At 59.0% G+C, this 17642-nt stretch carries 18 protein-coding genes and 1 riboswitch; of the genes, 7 read left to right on the top strand and 11 right to left on the bottom strand.

All coding sequences use genetic code 11. The features are described from left to right. Window positions 1-39 precede the first annotated feature (39 nt). Complete coding sequence (locus GOV38_RS06720) at window positions 40-1767, top strand: M28 family peptidase (protein WP_171208548.1); 1728 nt, start codon at window positions 40-42, stop codon at window positions 1765-1767. Between the two features lie 18 nt (window positions 1768-1785). Here GOV38_RS06720 and dxs read toward each other — a convergent pair whose 3' ends face one another. The 6 genes from dxs to GOV38_RS06690 form a co-directional block, all read right to left on the bottom strand. Beyond that, window positions 1786-3714: a 1-deoxy-D-xylulose-5-phosphate synthase gene (gene dxs / locus GOV38_RS06715; RefSeq protein ID WP_171208547.1), complete on the bottom strand. Its 1929-nt coding sequence runs from the start codon at window positions 3712-3714 to the stop codon at window positions 1786-1788. Between the two features lie 14 nt (window positions 3715-3728). After that, window positions 3729-4595: a polyprenyl synthetase family protein gene (locus GOV38_RS06710; RefSeq protein ID WP_171208546.1), complete on the bottom strand. Its 867-nt coding sequence runs from the start codon at window positions 4593-4595 to the stop codon at window positions 3729-3731. Then, window positions 4596-4838, bottom strand: coding sequence for an exodeoxyribonuclease VII small subunit (locus GOV38_RS06705; RefSeq protein ID WP_171097642.1), 243 nt, complete (start codon window positions 4836-4838; stop codon window positions 4596-4598). Then, window positions 4835-5761 (bottom strand): histone deacetylase family protein, encoded by a 927-nt coding sequence (locus GOV38_RS06700; protein ID WP_171208545.1) that lies wholly within the window; start codon window positions 5759-5761, stop codon window positions 4835-4837. The genes GOV38_RS06705 and GOV38_RS06700 overlap by 4 nt, the downstream gene beginning before the upstream one ends. 68 nt (window positions 5762-5829) lie before the next feature. Further along, entirely contained in the window at window positions 5830-6531 is a 702-nt protein-coding gene (locus tag GOV38_RS06695) for a response regulator (RefSeq protein WP_171097639.1), read from the bottom strand. Continuing rightward, on the bottom strand, window positions 6528-7040 hold the full coding sequence (locus GOV38_RS06690; RefSeq protein WP_171097637.1) for a MarR family winged helix-turn-helix transcriptional regulator: 513 nt from the start codon (window positions 7038-7040) through the stop codon (window positions 6528-6530). Before GOV38_RS06690 ends, GOV38_RS06695 begins: the two co-directional genes overlap by 4 nt. Window positions 7041-7195: 155 nt before the next feature. Here GOV38_RS06690 and GOV38_RS06685 point away from each other — a divergent pair, with 155 nt between their 5' ends. Beyond that, window positions 7196-8062 (top strand): branched-chain amino acid aminotransferase, encoded by an 867-nt coding sequence (locus GOV38_RS06685; protein WP_171098140.1) that lies wholly within the window; start codon window positions 7196-7198, stop codon window positions 8060-8062. Window positions 8063-8276: 214 nt separating this feature from the next. After that, window positions 8277-9842, top strand: a complete 1566-nt coding sequence (locus tag GOV38_RS06680) for an alkaline phosphatase (protein WP_171208544.1) — start codon at window positions 8277-8279, stop codon at window positions 9840-9842. Window positions 9843-9895: 53 nt separating this feature from the next. Here GOV38_RS06680 and cobO read toward each other — a convergent pair whose 3' ends face one another. From cobO to GOV38_RS06655, 5 genes are all read right to left on the bottom strand, one after another. Beyond that, window positions 9896-10495: a cob(I)yrinic acid a,c-diamide adenosyltransferase gene (cobO, locus tag GOV38_RS06675; protein ID WP_171208543.1), complete on the bottom strand. Its 600-nt coding sequence runs from the start codon at window positions 10493-10495 to the stop codon at window positions 9896-9898. A 56-nt stretch (window positions 10496-10551) separates the two neighbouring features. Then, window positions 10552-11487: a DMT family transporter gene (locus tag GOV38_RS06670; RefSeq protein ID WP_171208542.1), complete on the bottom strand. Its 936-nt coding sequence runs from the start codon at window positions 11485-11487 to the stop codon at window positions 10552-10554. A 54-nt stretch (window positions 11488-11541) separates the two neighbouring features. Further along, on the bottom strand, window positions 11542-12204 hold the full coding sequence (locus GOV38_RS06665) for an HD domain-containing protein (RefSeq protein WP_371808511.1): 663 nt from the start codon (window positions 12202-12204) through the stop codon (window positions 11542-11544). After that, window positions 12188-13288: a chorismate synthase gene (gene aroC / locus GOV38_RS06660; protein WP_171208541.1), complete on the bottom strand. Its 1101-nt coding sequence runs from the start codon at window positions 13286-13288 to the stop codon at window positions 12188-12190. The genes GOV38_RS06665 and aroC overlap by 17 nt, the downstream gene beginning before the upstream one ends. A 146-nt stretch (window positions 13289-13434) precedes the next feature. After that, a complete protein-coding gene (locus GOV38_RS06655; RefSeq protein WP_371808510.1) occupies window positions 13435-13902 on the bottom strand; it encodes a 6,7-dimethyl-8-ribityllumazine synthase in 468 nt (155 codons plus the stop codon). A 43-nt stretch (window positions 13903-13945) separates the two neighbouring features. Further along, window positions 13946-14091, bottom strand: a riboswitch (FMN riboswitch). 54 nt (window positions 14092-14145) lie between these two features. On the opposite strand from GOV38_RS06655, the gene GOV38_RS06650 reads away from it, so the two are divergent. The 4 genes from GOV38_RS06650 to petB all read left to right on the top strand — a co-directional run bounded on the left by GOV38_RS06650 (window position 14146) and on the right by petB (window position 17638). Then, on the top strand, window positions 14146-14775 hold the full coding sequence (locus GOV38_RS06650; protein ID WP_171208539.1) for an FMN-binding negative transcriptional regulator: 630 nt from the start codon (window positions 14146-14148) through the stop codon (window positions 14773-14775). Window positions 14776-14830: 55 nt separating this feature from the next. Then, on the top strand, window positions 14831-15439 hold the full coding sequence (locus tag GOV38_RS06645) for a glutathione S-transferase (RefSeq protein ID WP_171208538.1): 609 nt from the start codon (window positions 14831-14833) through the stop codon (window positions 15437-15439). A gap of 268 nt (window positions 15440-15707) precedes the next feature. Beyond that, entirely contained in the window at window positions 15708-16292 is a 585-nt protein-coding gene (gene petA, locus GOV38_RS06640) for a ubiquinol-cytochrome c reductase iron-sulfur subunit (RefSeq protein ID WP_171097619.1), read from the top strand. A 14-nt stretch (window positions 16293-16306) separates the two neighbouring features. After that, on the top strand, window positions 16307-17638 hold the full coding sequence (gene petB, locus GOV38_RS06635; protein ID WP_171132445.1) for a cytochrome b: 1332 nt from the start codon (window positions 16307-16309) through the stop codon (window positions 17636-17638). The last annotated feature ends 4 nt before the right edge of the window (window positions 17639-17642 follow it).

Here is a 17642-nt window from a genome sequence, read left to right as displayed (position 1 = left end):
CGCTACTGTGTTTCACTGAATAAAACATTGGAGATCCCCATGACCCCCGAAGAAACCGCATTGCTTGACCAGGTCGCGATTGATGAGCCTTGGGCTCTGGTCGAGAGTTTCGCAACATTCAAGCGCGAGCATCCGCACGACGTAAATCGCGGTATGGATGAGGTGGTCGAACGACTGACCAAACACGGGGTCGAAGTGAACGTACACGAACCCGAGCTTTTCCTGAGCTTACCCGGAGAGGCACGGGTCGAAGCACAAGGCGTGACCTATCGTGCCAAACCTCCGGCATTCAGCGCCAATGCGCCGGACGGTTTTAGTGGCCCGCTGGTCTATATCCGGGGCACCACGAATATGGACGAAGAGGATGCGTTCGAAAGCCAGCTTGAGGCCGGGCCCGAGATGGAAGCCCGTGTGCGCGGCAAAATTGTCCTGACCGAAGGCTTTGCCAGTCCCGCCATCATTTCTTTGATGGAAGGCTGCGGTGCCGTGGGCGTCATCGCCATCAATCCCGGCGTTGATATCCATTGGGGGATTTGCACCACGATCTGGGGGATCCCAAGTGCAAGTGACCTACATCGCAAGCCCGCAATCCCAGCAGCAGCGGTGAATATGGACAGCGGCAAGGCGCTGATCGAGATTGCCAAAGCCGGAGGTGAGGCCACGATCTTTACCGAGATGGAAGAGGGTTGGTTCACCTCGAAACTGCCCGAATTCACGATCACCGGCTCTGAAGAGCCAGACAAATACGTGCTGCTCCATGGCCATTTGGACAGCTGGGATGTGGGCGTCGGCGACAATGCCACGGGCGATGCGACCATGTTGGAAATCGCGCGCGTCCTCTGGGCCAATCGTGGCAAGCTGAGGCGCACGGTCAAGATCTGTTGGTGGCCCGGCCATTCGACCGGGCGATACGCCGGATCAACCTGGTATTCGGATACGTTTGCGCTGGACCTTGATGAAAACTGCGTCGCGCAGGTGAATTGCGACAGTCCCGGCTGCCGCTGGGCCACCGAGTTCATAAATGTCTCGGTCATGTCCGAAGCGCATGATTTCTTGGCGAAGGTCATCAAGGATGTCGCCGGCAAAACGCTGCAGTCCGAACGTCCACATCGCGCAGGGGACTATTCGTTCAACGATATCGGCATCTCCAGCTACTTGATGCTGTCCTCTGCCATGACCGACGCCCATCGGGAAGAGTTGGGATACTATGCGGTCGGCGGCTGCGGCATGAACATCGCGTGGCATACGGAAAACGATACGCTCGAGATTGCCGATAAGGACATTCTGCTGCGCGATATCAAAGTCTATCTACTGGCCGTCTTCCGCAACGCCAATGCGGGCATCCTGCCCATGGACTGGCGCGCCACGATGCACGAGTTTCAGGCGACCATCGCGGACTATCAGACGCAAGCGGCTGATCATTTTGACCTGTCCAGAACCTCAACAGCCATCGCCGCGCTGCTGGCCGACCTCGAGGCGTTTTATGAGCGCGCCCAAAGCGGGGCGATCCCGGAATCGGCGGCCAATCAGGTGATCCAGACCCTTGCGCGCATTCTGGTGCCTTTGAATTTCAACCGCACGGATCGGTTCCGCCATGATCCGGCCCTGACGATCCCACCTCTGCCCGCCCTGGAAGAGGCGACAAAGATCGCCACGCGCGAAGAAACGCTTCGCGGCTTTTCGCGCACTGAACTGACACGAGGGCAAAACCATGTGATCGCGGGCCTCAGACGCGCGCAGTGCTTGATCAACACGGTTGGCGCCTAAGGTGCCAATCTCACTGTATCAGGCTCGTTTTTCACTGATGGTGGCGATACCGAGAACCGAGAGGACTTTGGCCTCGATATGTTCGGCATTCATGCCCGCCACCGCATACATGTCGGCGGGGCTGGCCTGGTCAATGAAAACATCCGGTAACACCATCGAGCGATATTTCAACCCGCGATCAAAGACGCCCTCGTCGGCCAAAAGCTGCGCGACATGGCTGCCAAACCCACCCACGGCGCCCTCTTCTATGGTAATCAGCGCCTCGTGATCTTCGGCCAGATCAAGGATCAGGTCGCGGTCCAATGGTTTGGCAAATCGCGCGTCGGCGATGGTAGGCGTAATGCCACGGGCCGAAAGCGCCTCGGCGGCCTTCTGCACTTCTGACAGACGGGTGCCAAAAGACAGCAGCGCCACACGCGAGCCATATTGAATCATGCGCCCCTTGCCGATCTCCAGCACTTCGCCACGTTCGGGCAGATCAACACCAACGCCTTCGCCACGCGGATAGCGGAAGGCGATGGGCCCCGCGTCATGCGCCACGGCGGTGGCGACCATATGCATCAGTTCAGCCTCATCCGCGGCGGCCATCACAACCATGCCCGGCAGGTTGGCGAGGTAGGCAATGTCGAAAGAACCCGCATGGGTCGCCCCATCCGCACCCACCAGACCTGCACGGTCGATGGCAAAGCGGACAGGCAGGCGCTGAATGGCGACGTCATGAACCACCTGATCATAGCCACGTTGCAAAAAGGTCGAATAGATCGCACAAAACGGCTTCATCCCGCCAGCGGCCAGTGCAGCCGAAAACGTTACACCATGCTGCTCGGCAATGGCCACATCGAAACAGCGGGACGGATAGCGTTCGGCAAAGAGGTTCAGCCCGGTGCCATCGGGCATCGCGGCGGTGACCGCAACAATCTTGTCATCCCGCGCGGCTTCTTCGACCAGCGTCTTGCCAAAGACCGAAGTAAAGGACGGCGCGTTTGAAGGCGCCTTTTTCTGCTCACCCGTGACCACGTCGAACTTGGCCGTCGCGTGGCCCTTGTCACGCGCTTGCTCGGCAGGGGCGTATCCCTTACCTTTCTTGGTTAGCACATGGATCAGGATCGGCCCGGTCGCACGCGCTTTGACCGTACGCAGAACCGGCAGCAACTGGTCCATCTCATGCCCGTCAATGGGGCCGAGATAGGAAAAGCCCAGCTCTTCAAACAAGGTTCCGCCAACAGCCATGCCTTTCAGCATCTCTTTGGCGCGCTTGGCGCCTTCGCGGAAGGGTTCCGGCAGCAGCGACACCGCGCCTTTTGCGGCGGCTTTCAGATCATGGAACGGCTCTTCGGCATAGATCCGGGACAAATAGTTCGACAAGGCCCCCACCGGCGGCGCGATGCTCATCTCATTGTCGTTGAGGATCACGATCAGGCGTTTTTTCAGATGACCCGCGTTGTTCATCGCCTCAAAAGCCATGCCCGCCGACATCGAGCCGTCACCGATCACCGCAATCGCGTCGCCCAGCCCTTCGGGCGTGACACCGCCCAGATCCCGCGCCACGGCAAAGCCCAGCGCCGCGCTGATCGACGTGCTGGAATGCGCCGCACCGAACGGGTCATATGGGCTTTCGCTGCGTTTGGTGAACCCGCTTAGCCCGTCTTTCATCCGCAATGTTCGAATCCGATCACGGCGCTCGGTGAGGATCTTGTGCGGATAGCACTGATGGCCAACATCCCAGATGATCTTGTCACGCGGCGTGTCAAACACGGCGTGCAGCGCTGTGGTCAGCTCGACCACACCCAACCCGGCACCCAAATGTCCACCCGTGACCGACACGGCCGAGATCGTCTCGGCCCGCAATTCACTGGCAAGCTGATGCAGTTGCGCGTCTGAAAATTGCTTGAGGTCCGCAGGGCGGTTCACAAGGTCCAACAGGGGCGTATTCGGGCGGTCAGACATTTGGCATTCCTGGCTTAGCTGTCCCGGGCAATAACGAAGCGGGCAGCCTGCTTCAAGGTTTCTGCCTTGGGGCCATAGCTGTCCAGCGCGGCACAGGCCTGATCGACAAGCTCGGCAGCGCGAGACTTGGCCTCATCCAGACCCAATAGCGAAACAAAGGTTGCCTTGCCCGCGTCGGCATCTTTTTGCAGCCGCTTTCCTGCCTTTTCGGCATCTCCTTCTACATCCAAGATGTCATCAGCGATTTGAAAAGCAAGGCCAAGCGCCTGGGCATATTGGCGCAAGGGGGCCGGATCACTCTGGGCCAAGCGCGCACCCGCACAGGCCGACCATTCGATCAGCGCTCCGGTTTTGCCCGCTTGCAAGCGAGTGATCTGGTCCAAAGTCAAAGGCTCTGCCGCAGTCTCGGCCGCGATATCCAATGCCTGCCCCAGAACCATCCCCTGCGCACCGCTGGCTTTCGCCAGTGTTAGAGCCAATTCAGCGCGAATTTCAGCACCTCCGACCTCTGGTCGTGTGCAAACCTCAAACGCCAAGGTTTGCAGCGCGTCCCCTGCCAGCACAGCAATACCGTCATTCCATTTGACGTGCACCGTGGGGCGCCCACGGCGCAGGTCATCATCGTCCATGCAAGGCAGATCGTCATGCACCAAGGAATAGGCGTGCAAGGCTTCGATCCCGGTCGCAGGCCAGATCGCACGCGTGGCATCAACATCATGCAAACGCGCGCTTTCCAACACCAGAAACCCGCGCAACCGTTTGCCGCCTTGCGTGGCATACCCCATCGCACGTGTCACATCGATATCGTCCAGCGCACCCAGAACCAGATCGAACTGGGCCTGAATACGCGCGGCATCCTGCGCCAGAATTTCACGAAACATTTACTGACCTTCGACAGGCGTTGTCCCGGTGGGCTGACCATCCGCGTCCAGAGTGATCGCGGCCACTTTCTCCTCGGCGCGCTTCAACTCATCCTCGCAGCGTTTCTTCAGCGCCGCCCCACGTTCATAAAGGGCAATCGACTGATCCAGTGCCACGTCGCCGCGCTCCAACTGGCCCACAACGGCCTCAAGCTCTTTCATCGCTTGTTCAAACGTCATCTGATCAACGGGGGTCTCGGTCATCTTGCTGCCTTCATCAGTTCTTCCACATGGGCGCGTGTCGCTTCGGCCAATGCGTTCAGATCATACCCGCCTTCCAGAGTCGAGACGATACGTCCCTGACACAGCTCATTGGCGATCTTGCACAGCTGGGCTGTGATCCAGGCAAAATCACCGGTGGACCAGTTCAGATTGGCCAAAGGATCATCCTGATGCGCGTCAAAACCCGCCGAGATTATGATCAATTCAGGCTTGAACGCTCGCAAACGGGGAAAGGCCTGCGCCTCATAGGCAGCACGCATCTCACCACCACCTGTTCCGGGGGCCAAAGGGATGTTCAAAACAGTTTCAAAGGCACCGGTCTCATCGGGCCGGCCCGATCCGGGCCACAGCGGCATCTGCTGGCTGGTGATCACCAAAGCGCGCCGCTCATCCCACAGCAGATCCTGCGTGCCATTGCCGTGATGCACATCGAAATCCACCACCGCTACACGGTTCAACCCGTGATGATCCAACGCGTGCTTCGCCGCCAAAGCCGCATTGCCAAACAGACAAAACCCCATGGGCGTCTCGGATTCCGCATGGTGCCCCGGCGGGCGAATGGCACAAAACGCATTCGTCGCCTCGCCGCCCAGAACCAGATCAACCGCACGAACCGCCGCCCCTGCCGCGCGATAGGCCGCATCCAGCGAGCCGGGAGACATGAACGTATCGCCGTCAATCTGGGCATAGCCCTCGGTTGGGCGCGTTGATTGTATATCGCGAATATGGCTTTCGGGATGCACCCTCAGCAAATCATCATCCGCCGCCATCGGCGCTGTGACCCGCTTCAGCTCCAACCCCTCCAGCGCATGCAGCACGTGCTCCAACCGTGCCACTCGCTCGGGGTGACCCTCGGGCGTGACATGGTTCAGGCAATCGGCATGGGTCAAAAGCGCTGTGGTCATCGGGATCCCATCTTCATCTGGCTAAAAATATCCTCGCCGAAGGCAAAAATCGCCGCACAGCGGCACACTCAATCCGGCGCCAGCATATAGCCCGCGCCACGAACGGTCTGCAAATAACGGGGCTGTTTCGGGTCCTGCTCGATCTTGCGGCGCAATCGGGTGATTTGCACATCCACCGCCCGTTCCTGCGCCTGCCCTTTGTCGCGGCCCAGATCCTCGACCAGTTTCGCACGGCTGATCGCCTCACCCGGCTGGGCCGAGAAGATCTTCATCAACTGGCTTTCCGTTGCCGTCAGACGCACCGGGTCTTCGCCCTGCCACATCTCGCCCCGTTCGATGTCGTAACGGATCGGGCCCAGGTTCAGGATCTTTGCAATGGCCTCTTGCGCGGGTGCTTCCGGCATACGCCGAAGGATCGCATTGATCCGCAGCAACAACTCCTTAGGCTCAAACGGCTTCGCCAGATAATCATCCGCACCGGCCTCAAGCCCCGCAATCCGATGCTCGGTCTCGCCTTTGGCGGTCAGCAACAGGATCGGTGTGGCATTTGTTTCCCGCAAAGACCGCGTCAGGCTGACTCCGTCTTCGCCAGGCATCATGACGTCCAGAACAATCAGATCAAAATCCAGCCCCGACAAGACCCGCCGCGCATGTGCGGCATCCCGCGCTGACGTCACCAGAAACCCGCTGCGCACCAGAAATTTCTTGAGGAGGTCTCGGATCCGCTCATCATCGTCAATGATCAGCAGATGGGCGTCCTGTTCGCTCATGAAGTCGTATCCCGCAATTTCGTGTAGGCATGACGCATATCAGCATCCATCATCGCTTCAAGCACTTTGCGAAAGCCCGCCACCGCATCCGGGCCTGCATCCTTATAGGCTGCCCGCATTCTCGCACGTTGCGCATCTGACAATTTCGCCTCCAACGCCTTTCCTTGTTCTGTTAGAAATAGGTGGCGTTCGCGTTTGTCCACTGTTCCGACCCGGCTTTCGACCAAACCATCATCGATCAGACTGCGCAGGACCCGGTTCAAGGATTGCTTTGTCACACCCAAAATCGCCAACAGATTGTTCACCGTTGTGCCCGGCGCGCGGTTGATGAAATGGATTGCCCGGTGGTGGGCGCGGCCGTAGGCCATCTCGGTCAGAATGCGATCGGGATCGGCGGTAAAGCCGCGATATGCGAAGAACATCGCCTCAATGCCCTGACGCAGCTGCTCATCCGTCAGAAACAAAAGGCTTTCACCGCCAAAGGCTGATGAGGGCCGGGTATCAGACATGGTTTGCCTCGTAGGTTTTGCGCCTCAGCTTATGTCAGTGATATTGACATTCCAAGGGCGCAGCGGTATCGAATCGCAGTTTTTGAGCAACATTATGTCCGAAACGGACCTAAATGACGCAACAATCGGAAAACGTGCCGGTTCAGGAGGATAGCATGGCGGGATATGACGATCGTGACGGAACCATCTGGTTGGATGGCAAGCTGGTACCCTGGCGCGACGCCAATGTGCATATCCTGACCCACGCAATGCACTATGCCTCTTCCGTGTTCGAAGGAGAGCGCGCCTATAACGGCAAGATCTTCAAAAGCCGCGAGCATTCCGAGCGCCTGATTGCTTCGGCCGAGGCACTGGATATGCCGATGCCTTACACGGTGGACCAGATCGAAGCCGCAAAAGAAGAAGCTTTGAAAGCCAGCGGTTTGCAGGACGCCTATGTGCGTGCCCTGGTTTGGCGCGGTTCGGGTGAAGATATGGGGGTGGCGTCGGCCAAAAACCCGGTACGGATGGCGATCGCCGTTTGGCCCTGGGGCGCCTATTACGGCGACGCCAAATTCGAAGGGGCCAAGCTGGATATCGCGGAATGGAAGCGGCCCAGCCCTGAGACCATTCCGGTTCACGCCAAAGCAGCCGGGCTTTACATGATCTGCACCATCTCAAAGCACAAGGCCGAGGCCAAAGGCTGCTCGGACGCGTTGTTCATGGATTGGCGCGGTTACGTGGCCGAAGCAACCGGGGCCAACGTCTTTTTCGTGAAAGACGGCGAGGTTCACACCCCCTTGGCCGATTGTTTTCTGAACGGCATCACCCGCCAGACCGTGATCCAGATGCTGAAAGACAAAGGCATCACCGTACATGAACGCCGGATCAAACCCGAAGAAATGGCCGATTTCGAGCAATGCTGGTTGACCGGCACCGCGGCCGAGGTCACCCCTGTGGGCCAGATTGGGGAGTATACCTTCGAGGTCGGCGACCTGACCCGCGAGATCGCGGAAGATTACGAAAAACTGGTTCGGTCGTAACCTTACCAGCCCCCGCTTCGGCGGGGGTTTTTGATTCTGGGCAACGCGTATCTTGTCGTGCCGACAGCGCAGACCGCTGGACGCGTTATCCACAACTGTCATAAGATCATTGTGATACTTTCACGAAACTGAGCCCAATGTTTTACAAATGGCGGCTCTTTTCCGCTCGCCAACCGCGTGACCTGCACCAAGGTCCCAACCCAGGAGAGCCCTCATGACCAAACTCATTCGCCCCTCACGCCGGAGCTTTCTGGCCGGAAGCACAGCATTTGCTGCGTCTCTGGCCCTGCCCGCCATCAGCCGCGCCGCATCGCGTCCGGTCTTCACTCATGGTGTCCAGTCGGGCGACGTAGATACATCTTCGGGTATGATCTGGACCCGCACAGACCGCCCTGCCCGTGTGATGATGGAAGTCTCAACCACCGAAAGTTTTGCGGACGCGCGCCAATTGCCACCGATGGACGCCATCCCCAACAGCGATTTTGCCGTCAAGCGGCTGATCGACGGACTGCCTTCGGATCAGGACATCTTCTACCGTTTCGTGGCCGCTGACCTGAGCGATATCAACACCGTATCAGAGCCTATTGTGGGTCAATTCCGTACTGCCCCCACCTCGCGCCGCAATATCCGCTTTGCCTGGTCGGGCGACACCGCCGGTCAGGGCTGGGGCATCGACGACGATGGGATGCGCACCTATGCCACCATGGCGCAGCACCGCCCGGATTTCTTCATCCATTCGGGTGACACGATCTATGCCGACGGTCCAATGCAGGATGAGGTGGAAAAAGACGGGCAGGTGATCTGGAAGAACACAACCCTGATCGATGAAAAGCGCAAAGTGGCCGAAACGCTGGACGAATTCCGCGCGCAGTGGAAATACAACATGATGGACGACCATGTCCGCGCCATGAACGCTGTCTGCCCGACCTTCTTCCAATGGGATGACCATGAGGTCGTCAACAACTGGTCGGACGCCAAAGATCTGATCTCGGATGACCGCTATAGCGAAAAATCCGTTCACGTGCTGCAAGCCCGTGCCGGTCGTGCGTTCCACGAGATGACCCCGTTGCGGATCACCCCGGCTGAACCCGGTCGCGTGTATCGTAAGATTTCGTACGGGCCGATGCTGGATGTCTTCTTCCTAGACCTGCGCAGCTATCGTGGCCCGAACGGCCCGGCGATGGAGGATGAGATCACCGATCAATCGCGCATTCTGGGTGCCGAGCAACTGGCATGGCTCAAGCAGGAACTGGCATCGTCGCAGGCCACCTGGAAAGTGATCGCCTCTGACATGCCTATTGGCCTGATCGTCTGGGACAACTGGAAGGAGCAAGCCGGGGCCGAGGCGATCTCGAATGGTGATAGCGGCCCGGCCAAAGGGCGCGAGCTTGAGATCGCGGATCTGCTGCGCTTCATCAAGACCGCCGGCGTGACCAACACGGTTTGGTTCACGGCAGATGTTCACTATACCGCCGCGCACTACTATGACCCTAACAAGGCCCAATTTCAGGATTTTGAACCGTTCTGGGAGTTCGTCTCAGGCCCGCTGCACGCTGGTACTTTCGGTCCCAACAGCCTGGATGGCACCTTTGGGCCCGAGGTCATGTTCGTCAAAGCGCCGGAAGAGGGTCAGGGCGTGAACCTGCCACCCAGCGAGGGGCTGCAATTCTTTGGTCTGGTCGATATCGACGGAGCGACACAGCAGATGACCGTGCGTCTGATGGACCGCGCCGATACCGAGCTTTGGTCAGTAACGCTGGATCCGCAAGGCCGCGCATAAGCCAAAACAGAACATCACATGGAATGCCCCGGACGGCCCGGGGCATTTTCCGTTTAATAGTCCAGACCGCGCTGCGCTTTAATCCCGGCTTGAAAAGGGTGTTTCTCTTCGGTCATTTCGGTGACCAGATCCGCATAGTCGCGCAAGGCCTGCGGCGCATCCCGGCCCGTCAGCACCACGCTGGTCTTCTCCGAACGTGCCTCAAGCCCCTTTATGACATCCTCGACCGAAAGGTATTCGTATCGCAGCGCAATGTTGATCTCATCCAGCAACACCAAATCATACTCACCGCTGGCCATCAGATCGCAAGCCTTGCCAAAGGCGGCTGTGGCGGCGGCGATATCACGGTCGCGGTCCTGTGTGTCCCAGGTGAACCCTTCACCCATCGTGTGCCAGGTGACCAGATCACGCTCTTGGAAAAAGCGGCGCTCACCGGTTTTCCATTTTCCCTTGATGAACTGCACCACGGCAACTTTCTGACCCCAGCCCAATGCCCGGACCACAACCCCGAAGGCCGCCGAGGATTTGCCCTTGCCCTTGCCGGTATTGACCAGCACCAGCCCTCGACCCGGATCCACGGCCTCGGACACTTTCTTGCGGTGCTTGGCCTGCACCTTCTGCATCTTTTCCTTGTGATCCTGCGCGTCGCTCATCGGGAACCCTCATTCTCTGTTCGGGCCAACCTAGGTGAAGTTGGCGAAAGGTAAAGTCACGGTTTGTGATCGGTCAAAGAACGCGCCTTGCCACGTTCAAGCCCCAGCTGGTGTTCACGCCAGACGACCACGATGTTGCCCGCAATCACCAGCGCCGCCCCCAATAGGATGGCCATTGTCGGCAATTCGTCGAACCAGACATAGCCGATGAAAATCGCAAACAGCATCGTTGCATAGTCATAAGGGGCCAGCATCGAGGCCTGACCAAACCGATAGGATGAGGTGACCAGAATTTGCGCCACTCCGCCGATCAAGCCCATTGTGACCAATATCAGAGCCTGTTCTGGTGTCGGCATGACCCAGCCCCAAAAGGCGGTCAGGCTGGCCAGAAGACTGGCGGTCATCGAGAAGTAGAAGACGATCGCGGCGGGGTGGTCGACCTTGACCAATTGCCGGATATGGATCTGCACAAAGGCCCGCGCAACGGTCGCGGTCAGAACACAAAGCGCGCCGATGGTTGCCGCAGCCTCCATCTGGGTGCTGCCCAACCGGGGCCAGATCATGATCAGAACACCCAACAGACCAAGTGCAACAGCCCCGATGCGGATCATGCGAATGCGTTCACCCAGGATCACGGCTGCAAGAATCAGCGTAAAGATCGGAGTGGCATAGCCAATAGCGGTAACTTCCGGCAGCGGAAGCAGGCTCAGGCCGGTAAAGGTCAACCCCATCGCGCTGGTTCCCAGCACGCCGCGCCAAAAATGGCCCATAGGTTTCTTGACCACAAAGCCCTGCACCAACTCGCCGCGCCAGATCAGCCAGGCGATGATCACAGGAATGGCGAAAAGAGAGCGGAAAAAGACCAGCTCACCGGCTGGAAACTCGTCGGACAGCGCTTTGACCAGGGCAGACATCGCCGTGAACAAAAGCAAAGCGGCCAGTTTCAGCCCCACGGCAAGCATGGGTCGATGCGATGTTAAGGATTGTGCCATTGAGCGCGACCCTGCGCCTTTGCTGCGGAAAGATCAACGACGGGATTGTACCAATCAGCCGGTTTTCCAATTGTCTGGTAGAGGGTGTCCGACCTCTTGGGCCAGCACCTCCAAAAAGCCGCGCATCTGGGCCACCCGCTTGCGCGCCAGATCGCGTCCACCTTCGGTCAGCATGTCATCGGGAAGGTTGAGCAGTTTGACCTTCCAGTGATCAATGGCAAAGCTCAAATCGTCCAACGCGCGCTCCTGGGCAAAAGGGTCATCCTGATCATAAAGCGCACGGCCCAAAGCCCCGGACACAGCGAAACACCGGGCAATGCCAATGGCGCCCAGCGCGTCCAGCCGATCTGCATCACGCAGGATACGCGCCTCGGTCGAGCGCGGTGGAATATTTGCGGAAAAGCTATGCGCCTCGATCGCATGCTGGACGGCGCGAATCCGGTGATCGTCCAAGCCCAAATCCCTCAGAATAGGCTCTGAGACTTGCGCGGATTGGCGCGAGGCAAGATGCCGGTCGGGATCGTTTTTGGGCAGGTTTATCAGGTCGTGCAAATAGCATGCTGACAATAACACCAGCAGATCGGCCCGATCCTCCGCAATCGCCTGTGCATTGGTCCAGACCCGGTCCAGATGGGCCAGATCATGGGCGGGGTCCGTTTGCATCCGCTGCGCAACGATTGCGCGCAAACGCGAGTGAAGATCAGCCAATCTGACCACGGTTCTCGCCAATCTGACCACGATGCAGCAGTAAATGGTCCAGGATCACGCAGGCCATCATCGCCTCACCCACTGGTACAGCCCGGATGCCGACGCAGGGGTCGTGGCGACCTTTGGTGATGATCTCGGTCTCTTCGCCGGATTTGGTGATCGTCTTGCGGGTGGTCAGAATAGATGACGTCGGCTTGACCGCAAAGCGCACCACGATGTCCTGACCGGTCGAGATGCCGCCCAGAATGCCACCCGCGTGGTTCGAGCTGTATTGCGGGCCGTCTTGACCCATGAAGATCTCATCTGCATTGGCCTCACCGGTCAGTTCGGCGGCGGCCATACCCTCGCCGATTTCGACGCCTTTCACAGCGTTGATTGACATCATCGCGGCGGCCAGATCAGTGTCTAACTTGGCGTAAATCGGCGCGCCCAGCCCGGCGGGAACTCCGCGCGCCACCACTTCGATCACCGCGCCGACCGAGTTGCCGGATTTGCGCAGCTCGTCGAGATAGGTGGCCCAGTCCTCGGCGGCTGTCGCATCAGGCGTCCAGAACGGGTTCTGTTCGATCTGAGACCAGTCGAAATTCGAACGATCGATGCGGCGCGGACCCATCTGGACCATATAGCCGGTGATCTGCACATTGGGTGCGATCTGCTTGATCGCCTCGCGTGCCAACCCTCCGGCAGCGACGCGTGACGCGGTTTCACGGGCAGAGCTGCGCCCGCCCCCGCGATAATCGCGAACGCCGTATTTCTGCCAATAGGTGATATCGGCATGGCCGGGGCGGAACTTGTCCATGATTTCCCCGTAGTCCTTGGAGCGCTGGTCGGTGTTTTCGATCATCAGCTGCACCGGAGTGCCGGTGGTCTGGCCTTCGAACACCCCTGACAGGATTTTCACCTGATCGGGCTCACGCCGCTGGGTGGTGAACTTGTTCTGCCCCGGTTTGCGCTTGTCCAGCCAATGCTGGATCATAGCCTCATCGATCTCCACGCCCGGCGGACATCCATCGACGGTGGCCCCCAAAGCAGGACCGTGGCTTTCACCCCAGGTGGTGACGCGGAAAAGATGTCCAAAGCTGTTCATCGACATGAGGCAGTGCTCCTTTGCGCGCTGTGATTACCGGTGCGCGCCTTTGGCCTCAAGCAGATTCCGGTGAGAAGGGGGGGAGGGGGCCAGCCCCCTCTTGAGCTTGCAGCTCAATTCACCCCCGAGGTATTTGCAAACAGAAGAAGAGATCAGGCTGCTTTCAGGGCCTGCCGGGTTTTTGTGATGCTGAGTGCGGCTTGGGCGGCCTCGCGCCCTTTTTGCACAAAATGGTCGCGGTAGATGGCGTTGTGATGATCGGTTTCTTGATACTGGTGGGGCGTCAGTGAGACCGACAGGACCGGAATGCCGGTATCCAGGCCCGCGCGCATCAGGCCATCGACCACGGCCTGGGCGACAAAATCGTGGCGATAGATGCCGCCGTCCACCACAAAGGCGGCGCAGGCGATGGCACCGTATTGGCCGGTTTGGGCCAGATCGCGGGCCAGCAGCGGCATTTCAAACGCGCCAGGGACATCAAAGACATCGACCTGATCTGATGGGATGAGTTCCTGGAACCCCTCCAGCGCGCAGTCAACGATGTCGGAATGCCAATTGGCTTTGATGAAGGCGAAGCGGGTGTGTGTCATGTGGACCTCCTGAGTTTGGCGACACGTCACCCAAGGCGATCACGAGCAGACGCGCCGCATCACCGGCCCGTTTGCGCGTTCTCTTTCATCCGGACTTTCACCGTCGGCTCTGGCCTCTCACCAGATCTGCTGACACCCCGGTCTGGGGCCGCTCGCGGGCTGGCGGGTCATGGCCCGCATACCGCCGGTGGGGAATTTCACCCCGCCCTGAGAACGTCGCGACCTTGCCAAGGCGCGCGCGGTTCTGCAAGAGCATTTGGCAGGAGGATTGCCATGCACCCGAACCCTGCCTTTCGCAAAGAGACAGACGCGCGCAATATTGCCTTTGCCCGGACACGGGGGTTTGGCGTATTGGCGCTGTCGACCGAGGTGGCGCCGTTGTTGAGCCACGTGCCATTTCTACTTGCTGAGGATGGCACTTGGGCCGATCTGCATCTGGTGCGGTCCAATCCGATCGTTGGCGCGCTGAAACAGCCTTTGACAGCGCGAATCGCGGTGTCAGGGCCAAACAGCTATGTCTCGCCCGATTGGTACGGGGTCGTCGATCAGGTGCCCACCTGGAACTATGTCGCCGTGCATTTGACCGGCGTCTTGGAACGGCGGCCAACGGAAGAGCTGCGGGACGTTCTGGATCGGCAATCGGCCTTCTATGAGGATCGCCTGCGCCCGAAACCGCCTTGGGTGACCGCAAAGATGAACGAGGAAGCGCTGGCTCGCATGATGCGGATGATCGTGCCCTGCCGGTTCCGGGTTGACGATATTCAAGGCACATGGAAGCTGAACCAGAACAAACCCGATGAAGTGCGCCTGCGGGCAGCGGATCAGATTGGTGCCCATGGGTTTGGCTCTGAACTATCAGAGCTGCAAAACCTGATGCAGGCGGTGAAGGAAGGCGAAAATTGACGGGTTTCGTTTCCACACCGCTCTTGTAAGGTCGCGTGTATCAAGGAGAGCGCCGATGAAACTCTATCACAGCCACACCTCGCCCTATGTGCGCAAGGTCATGGTTTTGCTACATGAAACCAACCAGCTTGAGGATGTTGCGTTGGAAACGGTGGCCGGTACACCGATTACACCCGCGGCACCTTTGCTGGGCAAGGCTCCTTTGACCAAGGTTCCGGCGCTCGAGCGCCCGGATGGCCCCACCTTGTTCGACAGTCGGGTGATCTGCGCGTTTCTGGACGCGCGGGCTGGCGGGCAGTTCTATCCCGAGGGCGCGCACCGCTGGGATGTTTTGACGCTTGAAGCATTGGCGGATGGTATCTTGGATGCAGCCCTGCTGATGACCTATGAAGATCGGCTGCGCCCCGATGACAAGAAATGGGAGCCCTGGGTCGAATCGCAATGGGTTAAGATCGACCGGGCTTGTGCTGTCTTGAATCAGCGGTGGATGGCGCATCTGTCGGGGCCATTTGACATGGGTCACATCGCGGTTGCCTGTGCGCTAGGGTATCTGGACCTGCGACACGAGGCGCGAGGATGGCGGAACGGAAATGATGCCTTGGCAGCTTGGTATGAAACAATCAGCCAGCGCCCCAGCATGATGGCAACAGTTCCGCCGCGCTGATCGGTCAACCCTTCAAGATCTCTGCAAACCTGCAGTCCATCGCCGAATCAACTGCGCTCGATTCGTCGATGAACCAAAAGATGTGGGGGCGAAACACCAAAAAACACCGCCGCATGGTGACAAATTACACAGATGCGGCGTATTGCGCGTTTATGACCGCTGGACGAAATCTATTTGCGTCGATAGACAGCGCGTTTAAGACACCGCCTTTGTGCGGTGCGCGAGCTATTTGCCCGTTCGCGGGCGCCAGACAATCGGAGAAAACCTCGTGTCCCACGCAGAAGACCACGAAGGCACCCGCAGAGATTTCCTGTATTACGTCGCTGGCGGTGCAGGTGTCGTGACTGCCGGTGCAGCCGTATGGCCCCTGATCAACCAGATGAACCCGTCGGCAGATGTTCAGGCTCTGTCCTCGATCCGCACCGACGTGAGCGGGGTTGAGCCGGGCACACAGTTGACCGTTAAGTGGCTGGGCAAGCCCGTGTTTATCCGTCACCGCACCGGTGCCGAGATTGCCGAGGCGCAAAAGCAGGATGAAGAGGCTGTTGGTGATCTGCCGGACCCTCTGGCCCGGAACTTCAACCTGAACGCCGATGCTCCTGCGACCGACGCCAATCGCGTCATGCCGTCGCCCGAAGGGGAAGCGCCCGGAGCTTGGATCGTTCAGATGGGCGTGTGCACGCATCTGGGCTGTGTGCCCTTGGGTGATGCCGGAGATTTCGGCGGCTGGTTCTGCCCCTGCCACGGGTCGCACTATGACCTGGCGGGCCGGATCCGCAAAGGCCCCGCGCCCGAGAACCTGCCTGTTCCGCCTGCGGAATGGGTCGACAACACCACTATCAAACTCGGCTAAGGGAGACCCAACTGATGTCCGGAATTCCCCACGATCATTACGAGCCGAAAACAGGTGGCGAAAAGTGGCTGAACAGCCGTTTGCCCATCGTCGGCCTGATTTACGATACCATCATGATCCCCACCCCCAAGAACCTGAACTGGTGGTGGATCTGGGGCATCGTTCTGGCGTTCTGCCTGGCGTTGCAAATTGTCACCGGTATCGTGCTGGTGATGCACTATACGCCGCATGTTGATCTGGCCTTTGCCAGTGTCGAACACATCATGCGCAACGTGAATGGCGGCTATATGCTGCGCTACCTGCACCAGAACGGCGCGTCGCTGTTCTTTGTCGCGGTGTATATCCACATCTTCCGCGGCCTTTACTACGGCTCCTACAAAGCCCCGCGTGAGATCACCTGGATCATCGGGATGCTGATTTACCTGATGATGATGGGCACGGCCTTTATGGGTTACGTTCTGCCTTGGGGTCAGATGTCCTTCTGGGGTGCGACCGTGATCACCGGCCTGTTTGGCGCGATCCCGTTTGTGGGTGAGGCGATCCAGACCTGGCTGCTGGGCGGACCCGCCGTGGACAACGCCACGCTGAACCGCTTCTTCTCGCTGCACTACCTGCTGCCGTTTGTGATTGCGGCGCTGGTGATCGTGCATATCTGGGCCTTCCACACCACTGGCAACAACAACCCGACAGGTGTTGAAGTGCGTCGTGGATCGAAAGCCGAGGCCGAGAAAGACACCCTGCCGTTCTGGCCCTATTTCGTGATCAAAGACCTGTTCGCGCTGGCCGTGATCCTGGTTGTCTTCTGGGCAATTGTCGGCTTCATGCCGAACTATCTGGGCCACCCCGATAACTATATCGAGGCCAACCCGCTGGTGACACCGGCGCATATCGTACCCGAATGGTACTTCCTGCCCTTCTACGCGATCCTGCGCGCCTTTACCGGTGAGGTTTGGGTTGTGCAATTCGCCAGCTTCATCACCGGTGGCATCATCGACGCCAAGTTCTTTGGAGTTCTGGCGATGTTCGGTGCGATCCTGGCCATGGCGCTGGCGCCTTGGCTGGACACCTCGAATGTGCGCTCGGGTCAGTATCGTCCGATGTTCAAATGGTGGTTCTATCTGCTGATCATCGACTTCTTTGCCCTGATGTGGCTGGGTGCGATGCCCGCGGAAGAGCCTTATGCAACCTTCTCGCTGATCGCATCGGCCTATTGGTTCGCGTATTTCTTCGTAATCCTGCCCGTCTTGGGCGTGATCGAGAAACCGCTGCCGCAGCCCGAGACCATCGAAGACGACTTCAACGCGCATTATGGCAAGGCTGATGCCGAAGCCACGCCGGCCGAGTAAGAAG

The organism is Ruegeria sp. HKCCA5839 (genome assembly GCF_013035585.1).
In the GTDB taxonomy this organism is placed as follows: domain Bacteria; phylum Pseudomonadota; class Alphaproteobacteria; order Rhodobacterales; family Rhodobacteraceae; genus Ruegeria.
Note: the sequence above shows the minus strand (reverse complement) of the source record. Positions and strands in the feature narration are given on the sequence as shown.